This window comes from Anaerococcus sp. Marseille-P3625, assembly GCF_900232825.1.
Taxonomy (GTDB): Bacteria; Bacillota; Clostridia; order Tissierellales; family Peptoniphilaceae; genus Anaerococcus.
On record NZ_OCTP01000011.1, the window covers coordinates 361618 to 385047 of the forward strand.

Sequence of the window (23430 nt, forward strand, 5' to 3'; positions counted from 1 at the left end):
CGAAAGAAACCAGCCTTTTTGAGATGAATAAACAATTAAAAATATATGAGAATAATTAAAAATTTTAAATATCTAAATAAAATTTTTTTAGTGAACAATAATATTATAAGACCCTTTTTTATTTTTCTAAATTTTTATGATTTTTCCGATTTTTTGATATAATGATAGTATAAATTTTTATGAGAGGATATTATGGAGAATAAAAAATTTACATCTTATTTTGGATTATTTATTGGTATTTTTATAATTATTTCCCTTATTTATATTTTTTCTCTGAAAAAATCTAGGGAAGTTAGTGATTATAAACTAAGCGAAGATATTTCTTATAGTGGGAAAATTGTCGAGAATAAATTTTCTGGCGATGGAGAGCTAAAAAGCCCTTACGGAAAATATATTGGAAATTTTGAAGATGGTAGATTTAAGGGATCTGGAAAATTTGTAAACGAAGATTTTACCTATGAAGCTAATTTTGATAAGGATAAGGGCAACAAAGATATGAAAATTACCTTAAAAGATGGATCTGTTTACAAAAAAGTTGATGATACTTGGAGGAAGATAGATGAAAAGAACAAAGATTAATGGACTTGATTATATACGCGTCTTGGGGATTTTTCTTGTTATTTCTTACCATTTGTTTCCACAAGTTGTAAGAGGTGGTTTTCTTGGCGTTAATGTTTTATTTATTTTGTCAGGATTTTTAATTACCTATCATCTCTTAGATGAATTGTATGAAAATGGCAATATTGATTTAAAAAATTTTTATAACAAGAGATTTATAAGGATTTTTCCTCCAGTTTTGCTTATGGTCTTTCTTACAACAATCTTTTCCTTTTTTATTAACAAAGATTACACCGTAAGATTTTTTGACCAATTTATAGCAGCGATTTCTTTTAATTACAACATCTTTGAAATTATAAGAGGCGGTTCTTACGAAGCTCAATTTATTAAACAGCTTTTCATGCACACCTGGTCTTTGGCTATAGAAGTTCATTTTTATATACTTTGGCCACTTTTAATTTCTTTAATCTTTGCAAAGATTAAAAATAAGGGCCACATAAAAAGAAGATTTTCTTCTAAATTTATGAATTTGTGCCTAGGCTTATACTTATTTTCTTACATACTTACTTTGGCTTCGGTGCTTGTAAATAAGGATAATATTTCCTTTGCCTATTTTTTTGATTTTACACGCATGGGATCTTTTGTAATTGGCTCGCTTTTGGGATCTTTTGTAAAAAGATTTTCTTTTAAGAAGTTATCTTATTACAAACTTACTCTCATCTTTAGCCTAATCTTATTGGCATTTTCCTTTGCCTTTTCCTATAACAACAGGCTAACTTACGGACTTGGATTTTTGCTTGCTGATATAATTACAGTTTTATTAATCTTTGTCGCTTATTCAAATAAAGATCTTAAAGAAAATAAGCTTGTTACAAAACTTTCCAACTATTCTTATGGAATATATGTTTTCCATTGGCCAGTTTTAGTAATAATTTCAAGTTTTATCGACAATTACTTGCTAGCCTTATTAGTTACTGTAATTGTAACAGGATTATTAGTTTTATTTAACTATCACATCTTCGAGCCACTTTTTGTCGGCAAAGATGTCGACCTTAATTTTATAAAAAATATTAAAATTAACCATGAAAAATACAAAATTTTAATTCAATCTTTGATGATTTTTATCTTTATTGCATCTATGAGTTTTGCCTACGCTGTTAGCGAAAATTCTTCCGATATGGTAAGTCTTGAAAAAACAATTTTAGTCGAATCAATCAATCAAGATATTGATAAAATAAAGCTTGATAAAGAAAAAGTTGATGAGCTTATAAAAAAAGACGAAGATGAAAGATACAAAAAAGCCAAGGAATCTAATCAAGGCATAACAGTTTTGGCAGATAGCGTTTTGCTAGGCAATAGAAATATGCTAGAAGAAAATATCAAAAATTTACACGTCAATGCTGAAGGTTCAAGGCCTCTTGAAAATGGAGCAGAAATAATAAGACAGTTGCAAAAAGAAGGCAACTTAGGATCTATAGTAGTAATTGCTCTTGGTACAAATGCCATAGCAGAACCAAAGGAAAGCTTGGAAAATATAGTAAAAACTTTGCCAAATGGGGACAGATTGATCTTTGTAACCTGCTATGACAACAGATATGACCAACCTCACAGAGTTTCTACTGCCATGCAAGAAGTTGCCAAAAAATATGATTTTATTACTCTCATGGAATGGGAAAAAGAAGGAATGGCTCATCCAGAATATTACAAGGGAACCGATGGAGTACATTTTTATGGAGTCCAAAAAGCTTACGATGCTTACTTAAAAATGTTAAAAGAAACAATAGACAAATCTCTAAAAAGCAAAGCAAAAGGAGAATAAATGTATTTTTTCGTAAATGACTACAACGATTTAGCAAGAGATGATATCTTGGAAGCTTTAGTAAAAGCAAGTAGTGAAAATAATTATGGCTATGGTTTTGATATGCATAGCGAAAACGCTAGAAAATTAATAAAAAAAGCACTTGCAAACGAAAATATCGATATACATTTTATACCAGGTGGAACAGGAGCAAATGTCTTAGGCCTTGCTTGTGGGATGCAACAAGAAAATTCCGTACTTGCAGTAAAAACTGGTCATATACAAGGCCACGAAGCAGGATCCATAGAAGCAACGGGAATAAAAATTGAAACAATAATTTCCCCTAACGGAAAATTAAGCCTTAAATTATTACAAGAAAAACTTGCTCATTTTGGCAGTGAATATCTAACAGTTCCAAAAAAAGTTTATATTTCAAATACCACAGAACTTGGAGAAGTTTATAGAAAAAAAGAATTAGAGGAAATTTATAATTTTTGCAAGGAAAATGGCCTATATTTATTTATGGATGGTGCTCGCCTTGCCCACGCCCTTGCCAGCCAAAAGTGCGATTACAAATTAGAAGATATCCCAAATCTTTGCGATATTTTCTATCTTGGCGGCACGAAAAATGGCTTTTTGTACACAGAAGCTTTGGTAATTGTAAATGATAAGCTAAAGAAAAATTTTATAAATTTGCAAAAGCAAAAAGGATCTCTAATGGCAAAAACTTTTGTAGCCGGGATTATGTATGAAACTGTATTTGCTAAAGAAAATGGCTATTTAGAAGGGGCAGAAAATGCTTATAAAATGGCAGAAATTCTTGCAAATGGAATTGTTAAAAAAGGCTTTGGCCTTGCCTATCCTTTTGAATCAAACCAAATTTTTGTAAAAATAAAGAATGAGGACTTAGAGAAATGGCAGGAATTTGCAGCCTTTGAAATTATGGAAAAAGAAAATGGAGTAAATATCGTTAGACTAGTTACAAGTTATAGAACTAAAAAAGAAGATGTTGAAGGATTTTTAGCTAAGATATAATAGTAAAAGCTCGATTTATAAATCGAGCTTTTACTATTATTTTAGGATAAATATATGAAAAAAATTATTTTATATCTTTAGCTATATCTTCGCCTTTTTTCTTTACATCTTCTACAAATTCTTCGCCTTTTTTCTTAGCGTCATTGAGAGCTTTTTCTGCTTCATTTTTGGCATCATTTGCTAAATCTTTGCCCTCTTCTAAAGCTTTTTTGCCTTCTTCTTCGCCTTTTTTAATTAACTCTTCACCTTTTTTTAATACATCATCAAACATTTCTTTGCCTCCTTCTTTGGCTTTTTTACCTTTTTTCTTTAATGCCTTGCTATTGCTGTAAATTAAATAAGTAGCTGTAGCTGCCGCTACTCCTATCATCAAATTTCTACGCCTTTGTTCTTTTTCATATTCATAGTCATCAAAAAAATCAAAGTCTGGAATATAATCTGTTGGGTCAAAACGCTTAATCTTATAAGCGGTACTTGCTAGAGATACTAAATCTCCTGCATCCAACAAACCAAGCCTATTATTTAACTTTAATAAATTCATGGCTAATCTTAATTTTCCCATCTTATTCACCTCTTATAATTTTATACCCAATTTATTTCAAATCTTTCATCTACAATCGCTACAATCATCTAAATTTTTATGTTCATCTTCATAATTATAAATAAAACTTGAATTTATCTTCTTTGCCTTGGGTATTTCTCTTATTTCAATTAATTTATCTCCATAAAAAATTTCCTGATCACTTTTTTTATCAGCTTGCATTGAGCAGGAACTTAATAAAAGGACAAATAACATTATAAATATTTTTTTCATCTCTAAACCTTAAACAATGTGCGGATTTTTCATTAAACTTATGTAAAGCTCTGAGTTTCCAATTCTTTTATTTTCCATATCGTATTGGTAAAACTCTACATCACTTGATAAATTGTGAAAATATTTTTTGTTAGGAAAAAATTCTTCATAAGCATATCTATAAGCATCTTCCAAACTTTCTTCTTCATTTAGGAAAATTTCTAAATAAAGACTCTGATCGATTTGTCTATCTATAAAATCAAGATCATCTAAAATTTCATTATCGGCAATTTCAAAGCCAAGAAAATAAGTGTAGGAATCATCCATTGCATCATATTGCATAAGTCCGCAAAAAGACTCTAGGTCAACAAGCTTACTATCTATATAAGATTTAACAAAATCATTTCTAATAGCTAAGGCCTCATCCCTGTTTTTAATCTTAAAAGATTTGCCCTTCAATTTGATAGCAGATTTTTTATCAATATTAGTATCCATCAAACCACCAACTTTCTTTGCTCTTATATATACCCAAAAATAAACGAAATATTAAAAACTTAAAATAAAAATTGTGTACAAGCCAAAATCACATTTAATAATAAAGGCATATACACAATCTTACTCAAAGTTTTTTATCAGTATAATTTATATCTAATATTGTTTTTATACTTTGAAAATAATTCTTTGTTTTTATCATCTCCACCATCAATATTTGCACTATAGAATATAGGTATATCTAAAAAATTTTCATTGGCCAGCTCATATATTGCCTGTGTTAAAATCTCTTGTGCAATATAAATTGATGTTATACTACTTGTCGCAGTAACTTTCATATCCAATTTTTCTATGAATACGCTAGCATCTCCAACGTCTCCATGATTATCCAAAATAATATCTGACACTTCAAATAATTTTTTACCTGAACTATGTCTTGAATTAACAGACTTACTATAATTAATGTTTGTGATACAAATTACTTTTGCTCCTTTGGATTTTGCTTCAATGGCCATATCTATTGTTTGTGGGTTGCGACCAGATACTGAATGAACAATAAGAATATCATCTTTAAGAAATCCAATTTCTTCTGCTATAATTTTCCCATATCCTTCTAATCTTTCCATTTTTGATGTTCTTGTTATTGGAGATGTATCAAGCATAGTTTCTCTAGGAAATATTGGGTTAATGACCATCAACCCTCCAGCTCTATAATACAATTCCTGAGATAAAATTCCTGCATGTGAAGACCCAAAAACGTAAATATTATTTTTATTCAAAATAGCTTTCTTAATTTCACAAACAGCAGCATCCATAGCATATGTTTCATATTTTGTAATTTCTTCTAATATTTGTTTAATCCTATTAATATATAAGAAGTTCATTCTTTACTCCTAAAATATTGACATGATTAATTTAACCAGAGAACCGAAAATAGAAAAATCATTTCCTCCAAAAATAAGCATCCAGTTTGAAATTGTATTTGAATAGATGTCTGCGGATATCCCTAGAACCAATATCATTACTATGGAAGCAACAGCTGTTCCAATAATACATCCTCTTAGACCTCCCTGACCATCTGCAATTACAGCAGCTGCTCCACATTCAAAAAAGCATGTTATTACTAAAGGAAGTAAAAATGTATGGAATAATCCTAATTGATTAACAATGATAAGCGTTATAGTTGAAACTATCATCGCTACAACAAATCCAATTAGTACAGCATTTGGTCTGTAGTTAAAAATAACTGGACAATCAAAAGCTGGAAGTGCATCTGGAACAATCTTTTCAGAAATACCATGAAAAGCCGGAACGATTTGGTTAATTAACATTCTAACTCCTTGTAGCATGATTAATAACCCAGCTCCAAATTTTAGACCTTGATTTATAGATTCAAATGCTAAATTATTTTCGGTTAAGCTTGGTACTATTATTCCAACAACTACCCATATAATCATTATAATTAAACCACCAGTAATTGGTACTTCTCTAAAAAATGACATACTCTCTGGAAATTTAATGTCTTCAGTAGTTCTATCTTTATTTCCTACAAATTTTGCCACAGTACCAGCTATTATAGACAATACTCCTGTCGGATGGCCTAAAGTGAATGATTGATCGCCAATAACATCAAACACATATTTTCTAAGTATCCAAGGCATTATTGACCAATATAAGGCTGAAAAAATTGCTGATGATCCTATTAAAATAGGACCACTCAATCCTGCTTCAACACCAGCTGCAACAAAAATAAAAGGAAACCACCAAATCATATGACCAGTTAAAAATATAGTTTTAATTGGAGTAAATTTTGCTATGATTAAATGTAGTATTAAGCCTATAAACATTGACAAACCTACTTCTCCTCCAAAGCTTGCTGTAAATGTCGCATCATTTAATCCTTCTCCTACGCTACCATTAATTACTTTTGAAAATGCACCATTAATCGGTGCTATACTTCCAACTAAAATCCCTACACCTGTGTCAAGAATTATCATTCCAAAAGCCGCCATAAGAGTCCCTTTTATAACTTCTGACAATGATTTTCCTTGTAATAATAGACCAATCATTGCGATTAAGCCAAGTAACACTGGTGGATTTCTTAAAATATTAGTAGTTAAAAAATTCATAATTCCTCCTTATTATTAAAATATTTTTTTAATTTCAACTCAACTTCATTAACGTCCATATACTTATAAATCGGTATAACTGGAACTTTTACTGATGACTCTAATTCTCGAGCTAATTCATTACTAGTAAGTATTAAATCTGATTCTGCTCCTCTAGCTCCGGATAAATCAGTATTCTCAACTTCTCCTTTTATTCCTAAATTTTTTAAAGCTTTTTCCGCACTCATTTTTAATATCATACTTGAACCCACTCCAAAACCACATACTGCTAAAATTTTCATCCTATAACTAACCCTCCTTTATTAATAAATTGATTGCATCAAGATTACCACTTAGAAATATTTTTTTGTTTTTTTCATCCATTAATAATTCCGATAATTCTGATAAATCCATTAGATGCTTTGTCCTGTCAACTGGAGCTAAAACAATTATAAGTTTTACATCTTTTCCTTTGAAATCTACTGCTTCCTCTAAAAATAATAAACTCATTGATTCTTTTATGACATTATTCTTTGAAATTGCATGAGGTATTGCTATATAATCATCAACAACAACATAAGGCCCGAATTTTTCTATACTATCAATCATTTCATTTACATATTGAGCTTTAATAGAGGAATCATCTATTAATGGGGTTGAAGCAAAATTAATCGCCTCTTTCCAATTGTGTGCAGATTTCATTCTCATCATTCGTTTTCTTGTAAGAACTTCACTTAACATTAATTCTCCTTTTTTAATTTATAATTCAAATTTTTCCTAATGATTTCATATGCTTCTACTGAATTATTTGCTTTCAGCAATTCATTTTTGAAATTATCATCTGAAAACAAAATGGTTATATCAAATAATGCACTCAAATGACTTTTATAATCTAAAGTCGCGAACATTATAATAAAATTTATTTTTTCTTTTGTATTATTATCAAAAAATATCGGATTTCGGATTATTAAAAGAGAAAATCCAATTGCCATAATTTCATTTGAGATATCTGCATGAGGTAAAGCAGTCCTATCAGCTATTATTATGTACGGTCCTTTTTCTTTTATATTCTTAATGCAGTTAATTACATAACCCTTATCGACAACATTATTTTTTATCAATAAATCTCCTGCAATTTTAATGGCTTCTTCCCAACTTTTAACATCATCGGTTACTTTAATATAATCGACAGTTAAGTATTCTTTTAATGATTTGCTTTTATTATTTCTCAATAAAATATCTTCCTTTAAAATGGGTTGATTAAAATAATAATTAATTTTTTTATATGAAATTTTATTTATTTTTGCTTCTATTAAATTAATATCATTTGAAGACAAAACAGAATTTACATACAAAGATGGGAAATGTATATGGTCTAATACAACAGTCGATATTATCAAATCACACTGGTTCAAATCTAAGTCCATTATTTCTCTCTTATTAAAAACGCCTAGAATTTGAAAGTTGAATTTCTGTTTTAGCTTCAACTTTAAAAGCTGACTAGTACCTATACCTGAATTGCATATAATAGCTATTTTAATATTATTTATTACACTTTGTTTTATTTTTTCATATGATCCATAAAAATAAATCAATATATATGAAATTTCATTATTAGTTAGTTCTCTAGAAAAAAAATTATTGAGCAAATACAAGTTTTTTCTAACTGACGAATCAATATGAATATTTTCTATTGTAAATAAGCTTAAATCCGGTGCTTCATCTTCTACATCTGTATGATATGAATATATTCTAAGAATATGATTCGAAAGATTTTCAAATAATTGGTAATCCTTGTGAAATGGCACTTGTAATTCAAGAGAAATTTTGTCAATAAATTTTCTAGTAATTATTTGAATTGATGGAGATTTAGATGATTTTACAACATTTGATTTATATTTCATGTTACTAATTAATTCCTCGAAAAAATCGATTTTTTCTTTAGGCAAATCTATTCCCAAATACTTCTTAATCAAGGGCAGTAATATTTTCATATCATATGATAATTTTATATTGCTTGCGGAATTATCTAATTGATTTTTATTTGATCTATAATAGAAAATCATTAAATAATAAGTTAAAACTAAATTAGACTGATCAAACAAATTTATATCTTTAGAATTCTCAAAAACATTTACTAATTTAGATACTCTAGTTTTTAAATTAATATAGTTATTAGATACAGATATTGTATAATTATTACTATTAAATAGTATCTGAAGCAGATATATTTTTTCATTTAATATATTTAGAATAAATCTATTTATATAATATTCATTTGATTGAATAGTTAATCCTATGCTATGAATATTTAATAAATCAAATTTATAATTTAATAAAAAATTTCTAAATTCATCTAACTCCAAATAAAATGTTGATTTTGAAATTTCTAGAATTTCAATTATCTTTTCATAATTGAGACCTTCATTGTTTATAATTAATAGAGTAGTAATTAAATCAAATCTTTCACATTTTGTTAATTTATAATCTTTAATTTCTAATTCGTTTAATAAAATATCTAGAAATTGTTTATTATTTATTGAGACAACATTCTCATTTATTCTTATATTTAGACCAATCTTATTTACTTCATCGTTAATATTTGCAATAATCATTCTGATATATCTTTTAGTTACATGAAATTTGTTAGCTATTAAATCAATAGTTAGTTTTTTTTCTGAATTTACAATAAATTTTATTAAATCTAAATCTCTCTTATTTATGTCTATACCTCCTTATTTATATTGTAAACGTTTTTTTATTAATTTTCTAGATTAATACTATTCACTTATGGAACAAAAAAAGACTGTATAAAGTATTCCACAGTCTTCTTATTTTAATTTTCAATCAAGTTAAATCTTAATAGCAAGATAAGCATTACAAGCATCAATAAGATTCCTATAATTGTAAAAGCGTCTATTCTTTTTTTAAGGGCTAGTATTACTAGTGATATGGATAGGAGGAACATAAATAAATAGATTTGTAAAAAAATATATTCTCCATCATTTTTTATGATAAAAAACATGGCAACAAAGCCCAATATTGTTGATATTATTCCTAAATATTTGCTTGATTTTTTTCTATCTAGTATATATTCTAGAAAACTTATAACCCCAATAGTAAGTATTGCCGGCCATATCATGTTTTTTACTAACAATAATCCCATTTTCCCTCCATTTTACTAGATTTATTTTTCTTTTAATAAATCAGATCTAATGTATCCTGTTTGGCCGTTTATGCTTACTCTTGTCCAATCGTCTGATTCTCCAAGTTTTATTATCTCATCTCCAGCATTTACTGTAGTAAGTATTTGTGATGTTTCACTTGGAGCCACTCTTACATTTACCAAGCCATCTACTGTGTAGATTACTCCGTCGGAAGATTCTTCATTTTCTTTAGTATCTTCGCCTGTAGTTTCTTTTTCATCAGTTTTCTCACTGGCTTTCTCATCAGTATTTTCATCAGTTTTTTCTTTATCATCTTTTTTATCATTTAAATTATTTTCATTTTCTTGACTAGTTTCTGTATCTTCTGGATGTCTAACTGAAACATATCTATCTTGTGTGCATCCTGTTATTGAAATTGCTAGTAAAAAAATTAAGAGAATTTTTATTTTATTCATCATTACCTCCAAACAAGTCATCTAATTCGTCTTCACCGTATTCATAGCCTGTGATTACTATTCCTAAAATATTGGCGTTGACTTTTTCTAGTTGCTCAATTGATTTTTGAGTTGTTTTTGCAAAACTTTGCTCATCTGTTGCAAATACTATGCAGTAATCTGCATTTGCAGCAAACATATTTGCTTCAGCTATGTCAGTATTTTCAGATATATTTATAAATACAAAATCATATATATTGGAAATATCCTTAAAGAAATTTTTTATAATCTTTGGCTCTAGAAACTTATCTGCATAATCGATAACTTTTCCAACATTAAGATAGGCTAAGTTATCGAATTTATCGTCAATTTCTACTAGGCTATCGATATCATAACCTCCAAGTATTACGTCTATAAAACCTCTATCGTTTGGCTTTTTGATTAGTAAGTCAAAGTCTGAATCTCTAAGATTTGCATCTATGATAAGTATATTGTTGCCATCTTCTGCAAGATGCCTTGCAATATTTATAATATTTTCTTCTTTTTGAGTATCCTTGCTTGATGCAGTAAAGGCTATGCTTACGTTTGATTTGCCAATTTTTTCTGTGATTTTGTCTTCTAAATTATAAAAAGATTGGAGAAGAATTTCTCTATTCTCGTCTGTTTTTTTTCTAAACATCTATCTCTCCTTTTTTATAGCTTGGAATTCTTCCTAGGACTTCATATTTGCTAGATTTTTCTCGACTCATTTCTTTAATTTCTTTGGCATCAATTACCTGAGTGTTTGCATTTTCTTTGTTTGGATCTTCATTATCTAATTTCAAGTCTTTTTTCTTTGACTTATCAGATACTTCCCTAAGTTCTTTTACTTGATTAGCTTTTGATGCCGACAAATTTTCCTTTTCAACTTTTCTATTGTAAGAATTTATCCTAATAATTTGAATTAGTCCCCACAAAACAAGGGCAATTGAGCCTGCAATTATAGAATATCTCATGCTATTATCTAAAATACCAGCAGAGCCATAAGAATATTCCATAACACTTGCTCCAGAATTATAAATATTATTTAAAACTCTAACTGAATATTCGGCATATTGATCTGCCAAGTCCTCTGCTCTAAGCTTATTTGTATCAACAACCACGATGTCGATTATTGAAGAATCTTTTGTTGGTTTGATTTCAAGCTTGGAATCAAATTTCCCGACATTCCAATCGATAGCCAAAGTTTCCAAAGTTTTTTGTTTGATCTTTGAGCTATTAATAGTTGCTGCATAAGTTTTTGCAGTATCTTTGGCATCGTCAATATTTTCGACGTTTGTAGTTATAACTTTTGCCTGAGCCTTGTATTCTTTGTAACCTCCAAAGTTTAGAGCAAAGTAAGTTATCATTCCAACAATAATCCCTGCAATAATTGCAGATGGGATTGCTAGAAATAAAGATTTTTTATTTCTCATTTTCTCCTCCAAATTCTTTTGCCCCATTAATCATCAATTTTCGGGCAATTTTTATATCATTTATTTTTTCTCTATGATTTCTTAAAAAATATTCTATGTAAAGTCTATAAGCTCTTGGAAATAAGGCCTTGGAGAGTTTTCCCTTGTCAAAGAAAAATTTGTCATTGTAGCCAGTAAACCAAGTGGAATTGTCATTATAGATTTTAGCTATTAATTTTGTACTAGTCCTAAGTCTTAGACCTTTTTTGAAACAATCTCTTATAAAAAGACTATCTTCTCCAGAACCATTATCAGTTCCTGCCCCAAAATATGTTGAAATGGAAATGTTATTTCGCCTTATAGCTTCTTTTTTGAAGGCAAAATGCACTGATCCATATTTTAAAGACTTATAAAATTTAAGATTTGAATCTTCTTTTACTTTTATAATTTTCTCGTCATTTTGGTAGATAATAGTTTTAAATATGAAAAAATCTACATCAGGATAAGCTTTAAATTCGCTTAAAATCTTATTATTGTAGCCTTCTTCAAAAACTTCATCATCATCTGCAAAAACTAGTATATCAGCTTTGCTATTAAGAATTGCTAAATTCCTGCTAAGGCCAAGTCCTCTTGTATCAGTTGAAATCATCCTGATTTTCTTATCATTCACATTTATTTCTTCATAAGAGTTATGGTCAGTTTGATTTATAATAAGAGCGTCAGTTTCTAAATTAAATCTCTTGTAGCAAGCTATAGACTTTTCATTCATAGTTGAAATTAGAACTTCAATTTTCATCAATATCCCTTGTCGATTCAGCCTTTTCCCAAGTTGCCTTACTTTTGCCAGTAATTTGATTAAATGCTCCATGAATTTGAGCTAACATCATTAGACAATAATACATTGGAAAATAAAAAATCTTGCTTTTACTTTCAGTTAGCTTTCCAATTGTAGCAAGGATGAAAAATGCCACCTGCAAGAGGAAAAATATCCTATAAAATACTCCATCATTAAGCAAAAACAAATTGCTTATAATTAAAAGTATATGGAAAAAGCTTTGCAAAAATCTCAGTGTTTTGTGGTTAAAATGAAAGAAAGAAAAATATCCATATTCAAAAATATTAAGTCTTCTTAGATTTGTAAATAAATTAGTTAAAATCCTTCTTTGCATCCTAACTTTTCTCTTATACTCGTCTTTGCTATTGGCTCCTGCATATTCAACTGCAACAGCTTTTGGATTGTATAAGGCTCTTTTATGGTTTAATCCAGCATGAAGTGGCATTTCATAATCGTGGCTACTTACCAAATCATAATGTCTATAATCTTTCTTTTTTACTGCATAGATTGCGCCATTGCCCGCAGCAATAGTTGAAATTTGGGATTCTATCTTTCTTAATCTTAGTTCCATATTCCAATAAGAATTTTCTGCCACAACAGAGGATTTTCCATCATCTTTTGCATAAATTAGCGAACCGCAGACATATTCTATATCATCAGCAGTAAAAAAACTTACCAATTCATCTATGGCATCTTTCTTAAACATAGAATTGGCATCGGAAAATACCAAAACTTCACCTTTGGCAATTTCTACCGCCTCATCTTGGGCGTTGGTCTTGCCTAGGTGATTTTTCACAGTATTTACTTTAATATCGTATTCTGGATGATTTTTAATAAATTTCTCGCAAATTTCAACAGTTCTATCATTCGAAGCATCATTTGCAATAATTACCTCATAATATGGATAGGTTGTTTCTATAATATTTTCAAGCTTTCTTTCAATAACTTTTTCTTCATTGTAAGCTGAAATAATAATTGAAACAAAGGGTTTATAGCTATAATCTCTTTCGTTTTCTCTTTTTATAAGCTTATCCATGATAAATAAGGTTATAGGATAGCCAATCATGGCGTAAAATAATGCAAATATGCTAATATAAAAAATTATTTTCATATATCCCTCAATTCTTAATAATTATATAATAAAAAAGGCTTTTTTCCAATTATTTTTATCTGTTATTTTTTTTAATTTTGTTATATAATAGTTAAATATAAAAATAATGAGGTTTATATGCAAATAGAATTAGATATTTTACAAACCTTGGGAATTGCCATAATAGCTTTTTCCTTGGGCAATTTAATAAAAAATAAAATAGAATTTTTTCAGAAATTTTTTATCCCAGCGCCTGTAATTGGTGGGATAATAGTAAGTTTTATAGTTTTTATCCTAAAGGAAAGCGGATCATATGAAATAAAATTTGACGATATTTTGCAAGATTTTTTCATGAACATATTTTTTACTTGTATAGGACTTACTTGTTCCTTTAAACTTTTGAAAAAAAGCGGAATTTTGGGATTAAAGCTTGCCCTTGCAATAATTATTCTTTTGCCACTACAAAATCTTATTGGGGTTATACTTTCATATTTCTTAAAGATTAATCCACTTTATGGCATAGCCATGGGTTCAACTTCTATGACCGGCGGCATTGGTTCAGCCATAAGTTTTGGCAAAATTATGGAAAGTTTTGGAGCAAGCAATTCAACAGAAATTGGAGTAGCTGCTGCAACTTTTGGACTTTTGGCAGGATCTTTGGTAGGAGGTCCTGTTGCTAAGAGATTAATTAGAAAAAATAATTTGAAAAGTTTGACTTCTAATAATAGCCTTAACGAAAAAATAAGCTCATTGATAAATCAAAAAACTTTGCTAAGAGCTGTTGTAATCATTGGTCTAAGTGCCTTTCTTGGAACTTTTGTAAATAAAGTTTTGGCATTGACTAGCCTAAAATTCCCATATTATGTCGGTTGTCAATTTGCAGGACTAATCGTTAGAAATATTTATGACTTAGGAAAAAAAGATATAGGTATAGAAAATATAGAAACACTTGGAAATATTTCTCTTGCCCTATTTTTATCACTTGCTTTGATAAGCCTAAATATAAGTGCAATTGTAGGCATTGCTCTACCAATGATTGTTATCATGCTTGCTCAAGCAGCTTTTATTGCAATTTATACAAGCCTTGTAACCTTTAATCTAACAGGAAAAAACTACGATGCAGCGGTAATGGTAGCAGGCCATTGTGGTGTCGGCCTTGGTCAAACTCCAAATGCCATTGCAAATATGGATGCGATTATAGAAGAAAAAGGTCCTAGCGAAGTTGCTATGTTTGTATTTCCAATAGTTTTGGCAATAGCAGTTAATCTAACAAATCCTATTGTAATTACACTTTTTATAAATATTTTTAAATAAAAAATCGACCTCCGATAGTTGCTTTTAGCTAACTATTGGGGGTCAATTCAATTATTTTACAAAAATTCCAAAATATCCAAATACTATTATAGAAAGAATTATTCTATAGATTCCAAAAGGAATGAAGTCGTGTTTGCTAATATATTCCATAAATTTCTTAATGACAATGTAGGCAACTACAAAGCTTAAAATCATTCCTATTGCAATTAGTAACCATTGAGATCCTGTAAATCCATGGACGTTTTTAATAACTTTTAGCAAGGTTGCTCCAAGCATTGTAGGAATTGCAAGGAAGAATGAAAATTCTGCTGCTGCTTCTCTTGATAGACCCAAAATCATTGCGCCCATTATGGTAGCTGCAGATCTACTTGTTCCTGGAATCATTGCAAGAGCTTGGAAAAATCCGATCATTAAAACAGTTTTGTATGGGACATTTGCTATATTATCGTGGACAAAGGCATTTCTTTTGTTGTTTCTTTTTTCTACAAAAATAATAATCAAGCCCCAAACAAGAAGCATTAAAGCTACAACCATAGGATTAAATAAATGCTCATCGATAAAATCGTCAAATAAAAATCCCAAAATACCTGCTGGCAAAACTCCAACTATAACTCTTTTCCAAAGTTCTATGGTTCTTTTATCCGGATGAGTAAGTCTAAAATAAATTTTAGATTGGCCATTGAGATTTTTGTAATTTCTTGGAAAATACTTATAATTTTTTTCATAATCCCAAGGATTAAGTCTTCTAAAATACAAAGCCACAACAGAAAAAATTGCCCCCAATTGGATTATTACATTAAAGGCATTGGAAAATTCCTGAGGTTCTAATTTTACAAATTGATTTACCAAAATCAAATGGCCAGTAGAAGAAATCGGTAAAAATTCCGTTACGCCCTCAACTATAGATAAAATCAATACTTTTATAAATTCAATCATCAAATTCCTCCATAAATGAATGTTTAACTCCTTTTAATTGATAGCCAATGACCATATCGCAATTTACATTTTCTGCTGATCTTAATATTGATTTTTCAACATCTGGATTTGATTCTTTCATTTGGCTTATCATATTTTTTATCATTTTTCTTGTGTAGGCTTCTTGCGATTTTGTAACTGAACAAGCACAATTTAGGGCAGTTAGTCCTACATAATCACGCCATTTTATTATATCCTCTTCTCTTACATAATAAAAGGGACGAATTAGCTCCATGTCGCTAAAATTTTGCGCCCTTAGCTTTGGTTTCATGGTCTTGAAATTTCCTGCATAAAGGACATTTAGCATGGTGGTTTCTATGACGTCATTCATATGATGACCAAGAGCGATTTTGTTTGCTCCCAATTCTTTGGCCTTGGCATAAAGGGATCCCCTTCTCATTCGTGCGCACATATAGCAAGGATAAGCGCCTTTTGTGATATGCTCTGAAATTTCAAAAATATCTGTCTGATAAATTTTACCATCTATATGTAAGTATTTGAGATTTTCTTCTAATTTGTCGCGATTTTCCTTGTTATAACCTGGATCCATGCATATATAGACCACATCAAAATTTACCTTGGAGTGCTTGTGAAGTTCTTCAATGACTTTGGCAAGCAAAAGTGAATCCTTGCCACCAGAAATTGCAACCGCAATTTTATCATTGTCATTTATTAGCTTAAATTCCTTGATGGCTCTAATAAAAGGCGACCAAATTTCTTTTCTATATTTTTTTATTATAGATCTTTCTATTTCTTTTATTTCCATTAATTTTCCTTATAATTCAACTATTCCAGAAGGCTTGTATCTATCTGCAACATCTAGCAAAATATCTTTGTCGGTATCAAGACCTAGACTTCTTAGGTAATTATCAACGGTTAGTCTTGATAGTTCGGGAGTGTTGTTGGTTTCTGATAAGTGACCCAAAAAAACTTTTTCATTTTTCCCTTCAAGGGCATCAGCCAAGGCTTCTGCTGATTGGTCATTTGATAGATGACCCATATTTCCCATAACTCTAAGCTTTAGCGGATAAGGATATGGTCCTCTTTTTAGGGCTTCCAAATCGTGATTAGCCTCCATATAATAAATGTCAGAGCCTTTGATTTCGTAAGCCATTTTATCATCGACTATGCCCGTGTCAGTTAGGATGGTGATTTTTTTGTTGCCTATGTAAATGATAAAACCCACAGGCTCATTGGCGTCGTGGTGGATTTTTATTGGATAAATATCCATTGAACCAAAACTTAAAAATTTGTTAGATTCAAATAATCTAATATTTTCTTCTTTAAGCTTGCCACATTTATTAAAAAGACCTTTCCAAGTCCCCTGGTTGGCAAAAATCGGCAAATTATGCTTGCGGCTCAAAGTTCCAAGACCCTTTGAATGGTCGGCATGCTCGTGAGTTACAAAAATCGCATCTAATTCTTTTGGAGATTTACCGATTTCACCTAGTAAATATTCAATTTTTTTAGCCGAAAATCCTGCATCAATTAGAATTTTTGTTTTCTTATATTCCAAAAAAATACAATTCCCACTTGATCCAGAAGATAATATAGCAAATTTATCCATTTTTCCTCAAATAAAATTTTCTCAAACAACTTTTATATTTTACAAACAAAAGAGACTCTTACTTAGTAAGGAGCCTCTTATATTTCATTTATATTTTACTTTTAAAGATTATTTTATCAATTATTTTAGTTCTTTTACAGCTTTGGCAACTGCATCAGCAATTCCTTCTTCAAAAGCAGATGGTATTACATAATCTTCGTTTAGTTCATCATCTTCTACAAAGGCTGCTAGGGCTTTTGATGCTGCCATTTTCATTTGGTCAGTAATTTGTGGAGCGCGTGATTCTAAAGCGCCTTTGAAAATTCCAGGAAATGCGAGAACGTTATTGATTTGATTTGGATAATCTGATCTTCCTGTTGCAACTACTCTTGCACCAGCTTTTTTAGCTAGGTCATAGTCTATTTCAGGAACTGGATTTGCCATTGCAAAAACTATAGCATCTTTGTTCATTTTTTTGATATCATCTTCATCTAATAGATTTGGAGCAGAAACTCCAACAAAAACATCAGCTCCTACTAGGGCTTCTTTTAATGAACCTGTGAAGTTTTCTGGGTTAAACATTTCGGCAATTTTTGCTTTTACAGGATTTCCAGAGCTTAACATTGTATCGCTTATTGCACCATGTGAATCGCAAACTATGATATTTTTTACTCCCATATCTCTTATTAATTTGGCACAAGAAAATCCAGCTGCTCCTGCTCCAGAAACAATAAGTTTGATATCTTCTGGTTTTTTATTTACTAATTTTAATGCGTTCATTAAAGCTGCAACTGTAACAATAGCTGTACCGTGTTGGTCATCGTGAAATACTGGAATATCAAGCATTTCTTTTAATTTATCTTCTATATAGACACATCTTGGTGAAGAAATATCTTCAAGATTGATTCCACCAAAAGTTGGTGCTATATTTTTAACTGTTTGAATTATTTCATCGGCATCTTGAGTATCAAGAACTATTGGAACTGCATTTACATTACCAAAAGCTTTAAATAAGACAGCTTTTCCTTCCATAACTGGCATTGCTGCCTTTGCGCCAATATTACCAAGACCTAAAACTGCTGAACCATCAGAAATAACTGCAATTGTGTTGGCTTTTGATGTATATTCATAAGCTTTTTCTTCATCTTTTGCAATTTCTCTACAAGGTTGGGCAACTCCTGGTGTATAAGCATAGGTCAAATCTTCTGCATTTCTAACTTCCGCTTTGATTTCTGTGGCGATTTTTCCTTGCCATTGTTTGTGTTTTTCTAGTGCTTTTTCATAAACGTCCATAATAAACTCCTTTACTTTCCTAGAAATATTCTACTTGTTAAATTTCCAATAGTATTACAAGCTTATATTAACACTAAAGCTAAAAAATTACAATCTTTTTCACAAATAACTTAATTTCATTACAACAAATTATATTTTTATGTGAAAAAGCGTATAGATTTGATTTATAAGAAAAAAAGCTCTATAATTATAAATATTGACGGGGTGTAGCGCAGTTTGGTAGCGCACTTGTTTCGGGAACAAGAGGTCGAAGGTTCAAATCCTTTCACCCCGACCAAATTCCTTACAAAAACGATTAATTAATACAATTATCATCAAATTTTTACTCATGAATTTATAAATTAGCTTTTTATTTGCTTTTTATATCGATTTAATAGTCTATAAAATTTTCATATGTTATAATATATCTATGAGAAATATTGAAAATTACACAGATGCTTTATCAAAAGCCATAGACAAAGAATTAAATAGAGAACTTTCTTTTGGCTGTGTCAATTTATGGTCAAAGGGATCTCACGATGACATGGACTATGACTTATTTATAATTTCTAAAAACTCAATAATAAAATCTTTGAAAGAGATTTCTTGGGCAAAAATTTGTGATTTTGATCATCTTCGTGAGATGGGAAAAGTTGTTGAAAATCAAATGTTTGAAGCAACAAGTGGTATAAATACTCACAAGGGATTAATTTTCCTACATATGTTTCTTGCTAAAGCCTACATGGATAGGATAAACTGGCAAGATTTAAACTCTTATGTAAAAATTTTGGCAAAGCCTCTATCTGGCGATTATTTGACCAAGGATAAGGCTAGAAAATGGGAGAAAAATAAGCTTGATGACATCAGATCTTATCCCCTAAGTGGTTTTGAATCTTTAAGCAAAATCGTAGATGATATTTACCCAAAAGATATAAGTGATTTGTATTTGACTTTGTATTTGATAGCAGATACTGATGATACAACTACTTTTGGACGATCAGATCTTAAAACATTAAAAATGCTCCAAGAAAAAGCTAGTGAGCTCTTAAAATTAAATAATAACAAAAATTTTTATAGACAAGCAAAGATTTTAAGTGATTATTATCTAGCAAATAAAATCTCATCAGGTGGAGTTGCCGATTTGTTTACTACAATTAGGACCTTGCAATATTTAAGGAAGGATTTTGATGATTAAAATTTACCCAAAATTATTAGAAAAAGATAAAATCGATGTAGAAACTTTGCTTAAGCAAGAAGGCATACGCTTTGAAGAAAATGTCGAAAAAACTTTTGGCAAATATGAAAATGCCAAGCTAATCGCAACAGCCTCCATTTATAAAAACATAATAAAATGTGTGGCAATAGATCCATCTTACAAGGGAGGGGCGATTTTTAATGAAATGATGACAACTCTTCTAAGTGAGCTTAATCAAAATTCCTATGATGCTGCTTTTGTCTACACCAAACCAATATATGAAACTTCTTTTGCTTCAATAGGCTTTAAGGAAATTGAAAGAGTTGGAAATGAATTAATATTCATGGAAAAATCAAGATATGGATTTAAATCTTATCTTAATAAATTAAGGCAAAGAAAAGTCGATGGCGATGTAATTGGCTCAATTGTTTTAAATGCTAATCCTTTTACTTTAGGTCACCAATATCTAGTAGATTATGGATCAAAACATTCTACTTACTTGTATATTTTTGTAGTAAGCGAAGATGCTTCATATTTTTCTGCCAAAGATAGGTACGAAATGGTAAAGCTAGGTGTTAAAAACTACGATAATATAATAATCCACACCACAGACTCTTATCTAGTATCAGCAGCAACTTTTCCTTCATATTTTATAGATGAAGAAAAATCAGTCACCAAAATCCATGCTAGTCTTGATGCAAGAATTTTTAAATACCATATAGGAAAAGTTCTTGAAATTGACAAAAGATTTGTTGGCACCGAACCAAATGATGAAGCAACTAGGATTTACAATGAAACTATGAGAGTAATCTTTGAAGAAAATCCTAATCCAAATGTTCCAGAGCTTGTTGAAATACCAAGAAAAAAATTCGCTGGAGAAGTCATATCAGCATCTCGTGTCAGAAAGCTTCTAGATGAAGGTAAGATTGATAAAATCAAGGACTTGGTTCCTCAGACTACTTTTGATTATATTAAAAAACATAAATTATAAAAAACTAGAGATCTCATTAGCAAAAATGAGTCCTCTAGTTTTTAAATTTATGCCCAGTAAATAAATACAAATATCAAACGCTTACAGGCTTTGACAAAGAATATTTTTGGCAATTACGCCTTCAAATGTCAAACTCCTATACTTTAAACATTTTCAGCTAATGATTTGGCAAGAATTTCTATCTTTTCTTCATCTCCTGGTACATAGGCATTTTTGGCAATATTTTCTATCAAATCTTTTTTGCTTATTTGATATTTTTCAGCAAGGTCCTTTACATTTTTCATAAAGGCTGAATATATGCCGTAATAGCCTATCAAAATCAAATCTTCCATATTTTTAATATTTAGACCGTAAGCTTTTACAATATCTGCTAAGATTTTTACACAATTAATAGCCTTGGTCATATCGGCCTTTATCTCATATCCTTCTTTATTTAGAACTGCTAGCATTGTTTCCGTTCTGGTGTTGCCAGCTCCTGCTCCAAGACCTGCAATTGCTGTATCTAGAAAATTTGCTCCATTTTCTATGGCAAGCATTGTGTTGCCAACGGCAAGTCCAAGGTTATCGTGAGTATGAAATCCTATTTCTAGATTTGTGGCTTCTTTAACTTCTCTTACGGCATCTACTACTTGGCTAGGAGTCATAGCTCCTGCTGAATCAGTAATTGTTATATTATCAGCTCCATAGCAAGCAAGTTTTTTTGCTTCATTTGCTATTTCACTAGCATTTAACCTACTTGCCATCATCATAAAACCGCCAACTTTTATATTCTTTTTTCTGGCAAGCTTTATATATTCTTCTGCTGGTTTTACATTGCTAGCTTGAACAGCAAGCCTTACTAGACCAATGTCAAAGTCTAATAGCTTTTCATAAGTTTCAAGCTTAGCCTTATCTGGAAAGACAAGGATAGCTATTTTGCTATTTTTAGATGATTTTATAGCTCTTTGTAATATTTCTTCATCACTAGCAAAACCTTCTTTGGCAAAGCTACCCATGCCAAATCCATAGCCCACTTCTATATAGTCAATTCCTGTATCATCCAAAGCTTTTACAATTTTTTCTATATCATCAAGGCTAAATTGATTTCCGACTGTGTGATTACCATCTCTTAGCGTTGAATCTACTATTTCTATTTTCCTATTTTTCATTAGTCCCCCTCATAGCTATCTATCAAAGTTTCAATCCAAGTAATCATCTCATAAACGCTGTGTTTTCTGGATCTTGCACAAACTTTGGCGTCATTATCACACAAGAAACATTTCCTTTGTCCTATTCCAAGCATATCTCTTGTGATATTTTCACCATTGTGGAAAAGGTCAATATCATAAAGTCTACCGAAATATGAATTTTCCTCTAGATCTACCATATCTTTTTTTATTTTTATATAATCACCACTCGTTGCCAAGAAATACTCAGGACCTGTTATATCTCTGTTAATTTTCTTAACTAAAATCTTATCATTTAAAAGCGAATCTATCTCCTCTTTACCTTGATTAAAAATCTTTAATACAGCATCGTTTATCTTTTGTTCGCCTGGGATATTTAACTTAAAGCAGATAATACTTGCAAATGGATACTCTTTATGCAAATCCTTAATCAATCTGATTCTCTTTTCCCTATTATTAAGTACTTCTTCAAGGCTTGGTGAATTTTCTTTTGTAAAATACTTATACTTCTTTGTCATTATGTTTTCTCTTATCGTCAATTAGTATGAAGTCCCGATACTTATATGATTCACCTATTATATAGTTTCTAGATCCTTCCAAGTGTTTAATTATAACATCTTCTAGTTGATCGAAATTATGGGCTTGCATAAGGTCAAGGATTTTACTATGTTCTTCTACTGATACGAGGTATCTTGAGTTTTCACTTCTACCATCAAAGGAAAATTTCCTAAGAACTTCCAAATAATCATTTAAGTTGTCGATTATCATGGTAAGTCTTGGCATGTCTGCATATTCATATATAGTATGGTTAAATACTTTGGCAGCTTCCCTTAGATCATCTGTCTGGCAATTTTTTGAAGCTAAATCCGCTCTGTCAATAAGACTTCTCATATAAGAAAAATCGTCTTCATCCATGTTTAAACTTGCTTCTTTGAAAGCAACTATATCCAAAGCAAGCCTTATTTTAAAAATTTCTTCAATATCTTCAATTGTAATAATTCTTACGGAATAGCCAACATTTCTATTGTAGTTTAAAAGCCCCTCTTCATAGAGACTACTTAGAGCCTTATTCACAGGGGTTCGTGAAACATAAAGCTCATCAGCAAGTTCTTTTGCTTTTAGCCTCATACCCATTGGATATTTTCCATTTATTATATTATATTTTATTTTACTTCTTACATTATCATATAAGCTTTCACTATCATTCATAATATCACCTATAAAACAA

Annotated in this window: 27 protein-coding genes and 1 tRNA gene; 7 read left to right on the forward strand and 21 right to left on the reverse strand. The window is 30.3% G+C overall.

All coding sequences use genetic code 11. The features are described from left to right. Nucleotides 1-192: 192 nt before the first annotated feature. Genes CS884_RS07060 through CS884_RS07070 form a run of 3 tightly spaced genes read left to right on the forward strand, consistent with a single transcriptional unit; the run spans nucleotide 193 to nucleotide 3391 of the window. Nucleotides 193-579: a hypothetical protein gene (locus CS884_RS07060; RefSeq protein ID WP_099321181.1), complete on the forward strand. Its 387-nt coding sequence runs from the start codon at nucleotides 193-195 to the stop codon at nucleotides 577-579. Next, the gene (locus tag CS884_RS07065) at nucleotides 560-2377 is read left to right on the forward strand and encodes an acyltransferase family protein (protein WP_099321182.1); all 1818 of its coding nucleotides are present in this window, start codon (nucleotides 560-562) and stop codon (nucleotides 2375-2377) included. Before CS884_RS07060 ends, CS884_RS07065 begins: the two co-directional genes overlap by 20 nt. Continuing rightward, nucleotides 2378-3391: a low specificity L-threonine aldolase gene (locus CS884_RS07070; protein ID WP_099321183.1), complete on the forward strand. Its 1014-nt coding sequence runs from the start codon at nucleotides 2378-2380 to the stop codon at nucleotides 3389-3391. A 64-nt stretch (nucleotides 3392-3455) separates the two neighbouring features. On the opposite strand, the gene CS884_RS07075 is transcribed toward CS884_RS07070, so the two are convergent. The 14 genes from CS884_RS07075 to CS884_RS07140 all read right to left on the reverse strand — a co-directional run bounded on the left by CS884_RS07075 (nucleotide 3456) and on the right by CS884_RS07140 (nucleotide 13764). After that, complete coding sequence (locus CS884_RS07075; RefSeq protein WP_099321184.1) at nucleotides 3456-3953, reverse strand: hypothetical protein; 498 nt, start codon at nucleotides 3951-3953, stop codon at nucleotides 3456-3458. A 45-nt stretch (nucleotides 3954-3998) separates the two neighbouring features. Further along, on the reverse strand, nucleotides 3999-4205 hold the full coding sequence (locus tag CS884_RS07080) for a hypothetical protein (RefSeq protein WP_099321185.1): 207 nt from the start codon (nucleotides 4203-4205) through the stop codon (nucleotides 3999-4001). 9 nt (nucleotides 4206-4214) lie between these two features. Beyond that, complete coding sequence (locus CS884_RS07085) at nucleotides 4215-4679, reverse strand: GyrI-like domain-containing protein (protein ID WP_099321186.1); 465 nt, start codon at nucleotides 4677-4679, stop codon at nucleotides 4215-4217. 137 nt (nucleotides 4680-4816) lie between these two features. Beyond that, nucleotides 4817-5560 carry an SIS domain-containing protein gene (locus CS884_RS07090; RefSeq protein WP_099321187.1) on the reverse strand — a complete coding sequence of 248 codons (744 nt, stop codon included), beginning with the start codon at nucleotides 5558-5560 and terminating at the stop codon, nucleotides 4817-4819. 9 nt (nucleotides 5561-5569) lie between these two features. Next, complete coding sequence (locus CS884_RS07095) at nucleotides 5570-6805, reverse strand: PTS ascorbate transporter subunit IIC (RefSeq protein WP_099321188.1); 1236 nt, start codon at nucleotides 6803-6805, stop codon at nucleotides 5570-5572. Continuing rightward, a complete protein-coding gene (locus tag CS884_RS07100) occupies nucleotides 6802-7086 on the reverse strand; it encodes a PTS sugar transporter subunit IIB (RefSeq protein WP_099321189.1) in 285 nt (94 codons plus the stop codon). The genes CS884_RS07095 and CS884_RS07100 overlap by 4 nt, the downstream gene beginning before the upstream one ends. Nucleotides 7087-7093: 7 nt before the next feature. Beyond that, complete coding sequence (locus CS884_RS07105; RefSeq protein WP_099321190.1) at nucleotides 7094-7525, reverse strand: PTS sugar transporter subunit IIA; 432 nt, start codon at nucleotides 7523-7525, stop codon at nucleotides 7094-7096. After that, nucleotides 7525-9399 carry a PTS sugar transporter subunit IIA gene (locus CS884_RS07110; protein WP_099321191.1) on the reverse strand — a complete coding sequence of 625 codons (1875 nt, stop codon included), beginning with the start codon at nucleotides 9397-9399 and terminating at the stop codon, nucleotides 7525-7527. Before CS884_RS07110 ends, CS884_RS07105 begins: the two co-directional genes overlap by 1 nt. 221 nt (nucleotides 9400-9620) lie before the next feature. Then, nucleotides 9621-9950, reverse strand: coding sequence for a hypothetical protein (locus CS884_RS07115; protein ID WP_099321192.1), 330 nt, complete (start codon nucleotides 9948-9950; stop codon nucleotides 9621-9623). 21 nt (nucleotides 9951-9971) lie between these two features. After that, nucleotides 9972-10406 carry an SH3 domain-containing protein gene (locus CS884_RS07120; protein ID WP_180753308.1) on the reverse strand — a complete coding sequence of 145 codons (435 nt, stop codon included), beginning with the start codon at nucleotides 10404-10406 and terminating at the stop codon, nucleotides 9972-9974. Then, nucleotides 10399-11064, reverse strand: a complete 666-nt coding sequence (locus CS884_RS07125) for an AAA family ATPase (protein WP_099321194.1) — start codon at nucleotides 11062-11064, stop codon at nucleotides 10399-10401. Before CS884_RS07125 ends, CS884_RS07120 begins: the two co-directional genes overlap by 8 nt. Further along, a complete protein-coding gene (locus tag CS884_RS07130; protein WP_099321195.1) occupies nucleotides 11057-11839 on the reverse strand; it encodes a chain-length determining protein in 783 nt (260 codons plus the stop codon). Before CS884_RS07130 ends, CS884_RS07125 begins: the two co-directional genes overlap by 8 nt. Next, on the reverse strand, nucleotides 11829-12614 hold the full coding sequence (locus CS884_RS07135) for a glycosyltransferase family A protein (protein ID WP_099321196.1): 786 nt from the start codon (nucleotides 12612-12614) through the stop codon (nucleotides 11829-11831). The genes CS884_RS07130 and CS884_RS07135 overlap by 11 nt, the downstream gene beginning before the upstream one ends. Beyond that, nucleotides 12604-13764 (reverse strand): glycosyltransferase, encoded by a 1161-nt coding sequence (locus CS884_RS07140; RefSeq protein ID WP_099321197.1) that lies wholly within the window; start codon nucleotides 13762-13764, stop codon nucleotides 12604-12606. Before CS884_RS07140 ends, CS884_RS07135 begins: the two co-directional genes overlap by 11 nt. A gap of 117 nt (nucleotides 13765-13881) precedes the next feature. Here CS884_RS07140 and gltS point away from each other — a divergent pair, with 117 nt between their 5' ends. Continuing rightward, the gene (gene gltS / locus CS884_RS07145; protein WP_099321198.1) at nucleotides 13882-15057 is read left to right on the forward strand and encodes a sodium/glutamate symporter; all 1176 of its coding nucleotides are present in this window, start codon (nucleotides 13882-13884) and stop codon (nucleotides 15055-15057) included. A gap of 51 nt (nucleotides 15058-15108) precedes the next feature. On the opposite strand, the gene CS884_RS07150 is transcribed toward gltS, so the two are convergent. The 4 genes from CS884_RS07150 to CS884_RS07165 all read right to left on the reverse strand — a co-directional run bounded on the left by CS884_RS07150 (nucleotide 15109) and on the right by CS884_RS07165 (nucleotide 18871). After that, on the reverse strand, nucleotides 15109-15993 hold the full coding sequence (locus tag CS884_RS07150) for an undecaprenyl-diphosphate phosphatase (protein ID WP_374220159.1): 885 nt from the start codon (nucleotides 15991-15993) through the stop codon (nucleotides 15109-15111). Continuing rightward, nucleotides 15986-16798, reverse strand: a complete 813-nt coding sequence (locus tag CS884_RS07155; protein WP_099321200.1) for an ATP-binding protein — start codon at nucleotides 16796-16798, stop codon at nucleotides 15986-15988. Before CS884_RS07155 ends, CS884_RS07150 begins: the two co-directional genes overlap by 8 nt. Before the next feature lie 9 nt (nucleotides 16799-16807). Beyond that, entirely contained in the window at nucleotides 16808-17599 is a 792-nt protein-coding gene (locus CS884_RS07160) for an MBL fold metallo-hydrolase (protein WP_099321201.1), read from the reverse strand. A gap of 120 nt (nucleotides 17600-17719) precedes the next feature. Continuing rightward, nucleotides 17720-18871 carry an NADP-dependent malic enzyme gene (locus tag CS884_RS07165; RefSeq protein ID WP_099321202.1) on the reverse strand — a complete coding sequence of 384 codons (1152 nt, stop codon included), beginning with the start codon at nucleotides 18869-18871 and terminating at the stop codon, nucleotides 17720-17722. Nucleotides 18872-19071: 200 nt separating this feature from the next. On the opposite strand from CS884_RS07165, the gene CS884_RS07170 reads away from it, so the two are divergent. The 3 genes from CS884_RS07170 to citC all read left to right on the forward strand — a co-directional run bounded on the left by CS884_RS07170 (nucleotide 19072) and on the right by citC (nucleotide 21036). Continuing rightward, nucleotides 19072-19148: transfer RNA gene (locus CS884_RS07170), tRNA-Pro, on the forward strand. Between the two features lie 132 nt (nucleotides 19149-19280). Further along, on the forward strand, nucleotides 19281-20045 hold the full coding sequence (locus CS884_RS07175) for a triphosphoribosyl-dephospho-CoA synthase (RefSeq protein ID WP_099321203.1): 765 nt from the start codon (nucleotides 19281-19283) through the stop codon (nucleotides 20043-20045). Beyond that, nucleotides 20038-21036 carry a [citrate (pro-3S)-lyase] ligase gene (gene citC / locus CS884_RS07180; protein WP_099321204.1) on the forward strand — a complete coding sequence of 333 codons (999 nt, stop codon included), beginning with the start codon at nucleotides 20038-20040 and terminating at the stop codon, nucleotides 21034-21036. Before CS884_RS07175 ends, citC begins: the two co-directional genes overlap by 8 nt. A 143-nt stretch (nucleotides 21037-21179) precedes the next feature. Here the strand turns inward: citC and CS884_RS07185 are convergent, their stop codons facing one another. The 3 genes from CS884_RS07185 to CS884_RS07195 are packed head-to-tail and all read right to left on the reverse strand — an operon-like array spanning nucleotide 21180 to nucleotide 23411. Beyond that, nucleotides 21180-22184 carry a hypothetical protein gene (locus CS884_RS07185; protein ID WP_099321205.1) on the reverse strand — a complete coding sequence of 335 codons (1005 nt, stop codon included), beginning with the start codon at nucleotides 22182-22184 and terminating at the stop codon, nucleotides 21180-21182. Continuing rightward, nucleotides 22184-22720, reverse strand: coding sequence for a citrate lyase holo-[acyl-carrier protein] synthase (gene citX / locus CS884_RS07190; RefSeq protein ID WP_099321206.1), 537 nt, complete (start codon nucleotides 22718-22720; stop codon nucleotides 22184-22186). Before citX ends, CS884_RS07185 begins: the two co-directional genes overlap by 1 nt. Then, nucleotides 22704-23411 (reverse strand): GntR family transcriptional regulator, encoded by a 708-nt coding sequence (locus CS884_RS07195; protein ID WP_099321207.1) that lies wholly within the window; start codon nucleotides 23409-23411, stop codon nucleotides 22704-22706. Before CS884_RS07195 ends, citX begins: the two co-directional genes overlap by 17 nt. Between the last annotated feature and the right edge of the window lie 19 nt (nucleotides 23412-23430).

What these genes read in the sequence shown, in the direction of transcription:
- CS884_RS07060 (WP_099321181.1), top strand. Translation starts at nt 193, where the DNA reads ATGGAGAATAAAAAATTTACATCTTATTTTGGATTATTTATTGGTATT.
- CS884_RS07065 (WP_099321182.1), top strand. Translation starts at nt 560, where the DNA reads ATGAAAAGAACAAAGATTAATGGACTTGATTATATACGCGTCTTGGGG.
- CS884_RS07070 (WP_099321183.1), top strand. Translation starts at nt 2,378, where the DNA reads ATGTATTTTTTCGTAAATGACTACAACGATTTAGCAAGAGATGATATC.
- CS884_RS07075 (WP_099321184.1), bottom strand. Translation starts at nt 3,953, where the DNA reads ATGGGAAAATTAAGATTAGCCATGAATTTATTAAAGTTAAATAATAGG.
- CS884_RS07080 (WP_099321185.1), bottom strand. Translation starts at nt 4,205, where the DNA reads ATGAAAAAAATATTTATAATGTTATTTGTCCTTTTATTAAGTTCCTGC.
- CS884_RS07085 (WP_099321186.1), bottom strand. Translation starts at nt 4,679, where the DNA reads ATGGATACTAATATTGATAAAAAATCTGCTATCAAATTGAAGGGCAAA.
- CS884_RS07090 (WP_099321187.1), bottom strand. Translation starts at nt 5,560, where the DNA reads ATGAACTTCTTATATATTAATAGGATTAAACAAATATTAGAAGAAATT.
- CS884_RS07095 (WP_099321188.1), bottom strand. Translation starts at nt 6,805, where the DNA reads ATGAATTTTTTAACTACTAATATTTTAAGAAATCCACCAGTGTTACTT.
- CS884_RS07100 (WP_099321189.1), bottom strand. Translation starts at nt 7,086, where the DNA reads ATGAAAATTTTAGCAGTATGTGGTTTTGGAGTGGGTTCAAGTATGATA.
- CS884_RS07105 (WP_099321190.1), bottom strand. Translation starts at nt 7,525, where the DNA reads ATGTTAAGTGAAGTTCTTACAAGAAAACGAATGATGAGAATGAAATCT.
- CS884_RS07110 (WP_099321191.1), bottom strand. Translation starts at nt 9,399, where the DNA reads ATGATTATTGCAAATATTAACGATGAAGTAAATAAGATTGGTCTAAAT.
- CS884_RS07115 (WP_099321192.1), bottom strand. Translation starts at nt 9,950, where the DNA reads ATGGGATTATTGTTAGTAAAAAACATGATATGGCCGGCAATACTTACT.
- CS884_RS07120 (WP_180753308.1), bottom strand. Translation starts at nt 10,406, where the DNA reads ATGAATAAAATAAAAATTCTCTTAATTTTTTTACTAGCAATTTCAATA.
- CS884_RS07125 (WP_099321194.1), bottom strand. Translation starts at nt 11,064, where the DNA reads ATGTTTAGAAAAAAAACAGACGAGAATAGAGAAATTCTTCTCCAATCT.
- CS884_RS07130 (WP_099321195.1), bottom strand. Translation starts at nt 11,839, where the DNA reads ATGAGAAATAAAAAATCTTTATTTCTAGCAATCCCATCTGCAATTATT.
- CS884_RS07135 (WP_099321196.1), bottom strand. Translation starts at nt 12,614, where the DNA reads ATGAAAATTGAAGTTCTAATTTCAACTATGAATGAAAAGTCTATAGCT.
- CS884_RS07140 (WP_099321197.1), bottom strand. Translation starts at nt 13,764, where the DNA reads ATGAAAATAATTTTTTATATTAGCATATTTGCATTATTTTACGCCATG.
- gltS (WP_099321198.1), top strand. Translation starts at nt 13,882, where the DNA reads ATGCAAATAGAATTAGATATTTTACAAACCTTGGGAATTGCCATAATA.
- CS884_RS07150 (WP_374220159.1), bottom strand. Translation starts at nt 15,993, where the DNA reads ATGATTGAATTTATAAAAGTATTGATTTTATCTATAGTTGAGGGCGTA.
- CS884_RS07155 (WP_099321200.1), bottom strand. Translation starts at nt 16,798, where the DNA reads ATGGAAATAAAAGAAATAGAAAGATCTATAATAAAAAAATATAGAAAA.
- CS884_RS07160 (WP_099321201.1), bottom strand. Translation starts at nt 17,599, where the DNA reads ATGGATAAATTTGCTATATTATCTTCTGGATCAAGTGGGAATTGTATT.
- CS884_RS07165 (WP_099321202.1), bottom strand. Translation starts at nt 18,871, where the DNA reads ATGGACGTTTATGAAAAAGCACTAGAAAAACACAAACAATGGCAAGGA.
- CS884_RS07175 (WP_099321203.1), top strand. Translation starts at nt 19,281, where the DNA reads ATGAGAAATATTGAAAATTACACAGATGCTTTATCAAAAGCCATAGAC.
- citC (WP_099321204.1), top strand. Translation starts at nt 20,038, where the DNA reads ATGATTAAAATTTACCCAAAATTATTAGAAAAAGATAAAATCGATGTA.
- CS884_RS07185 (WP_099321205.1), bottom strand. Translation starts at nt 22,184, where the DNA reads ATGAAAAATAGGAAAATAGAAATAGTAGATTCAACGCTAAGAGATGGT.
- citX (WP_099321206.1), bottom strand. Translation starts at nt 22,720, where the DNA reads ATGACAAAGAAGTATAAGTATTTTACAAAAGAAAATTCACCAAGCCTT.
- CS884_RS07195 (WP_099321207.1), bottom strand. Translation starts at nt 23,411, where the DNA reads ATGAATGATAGTGAAAGCTTATATGATAATGTAAGAAGTAAAATAAAA.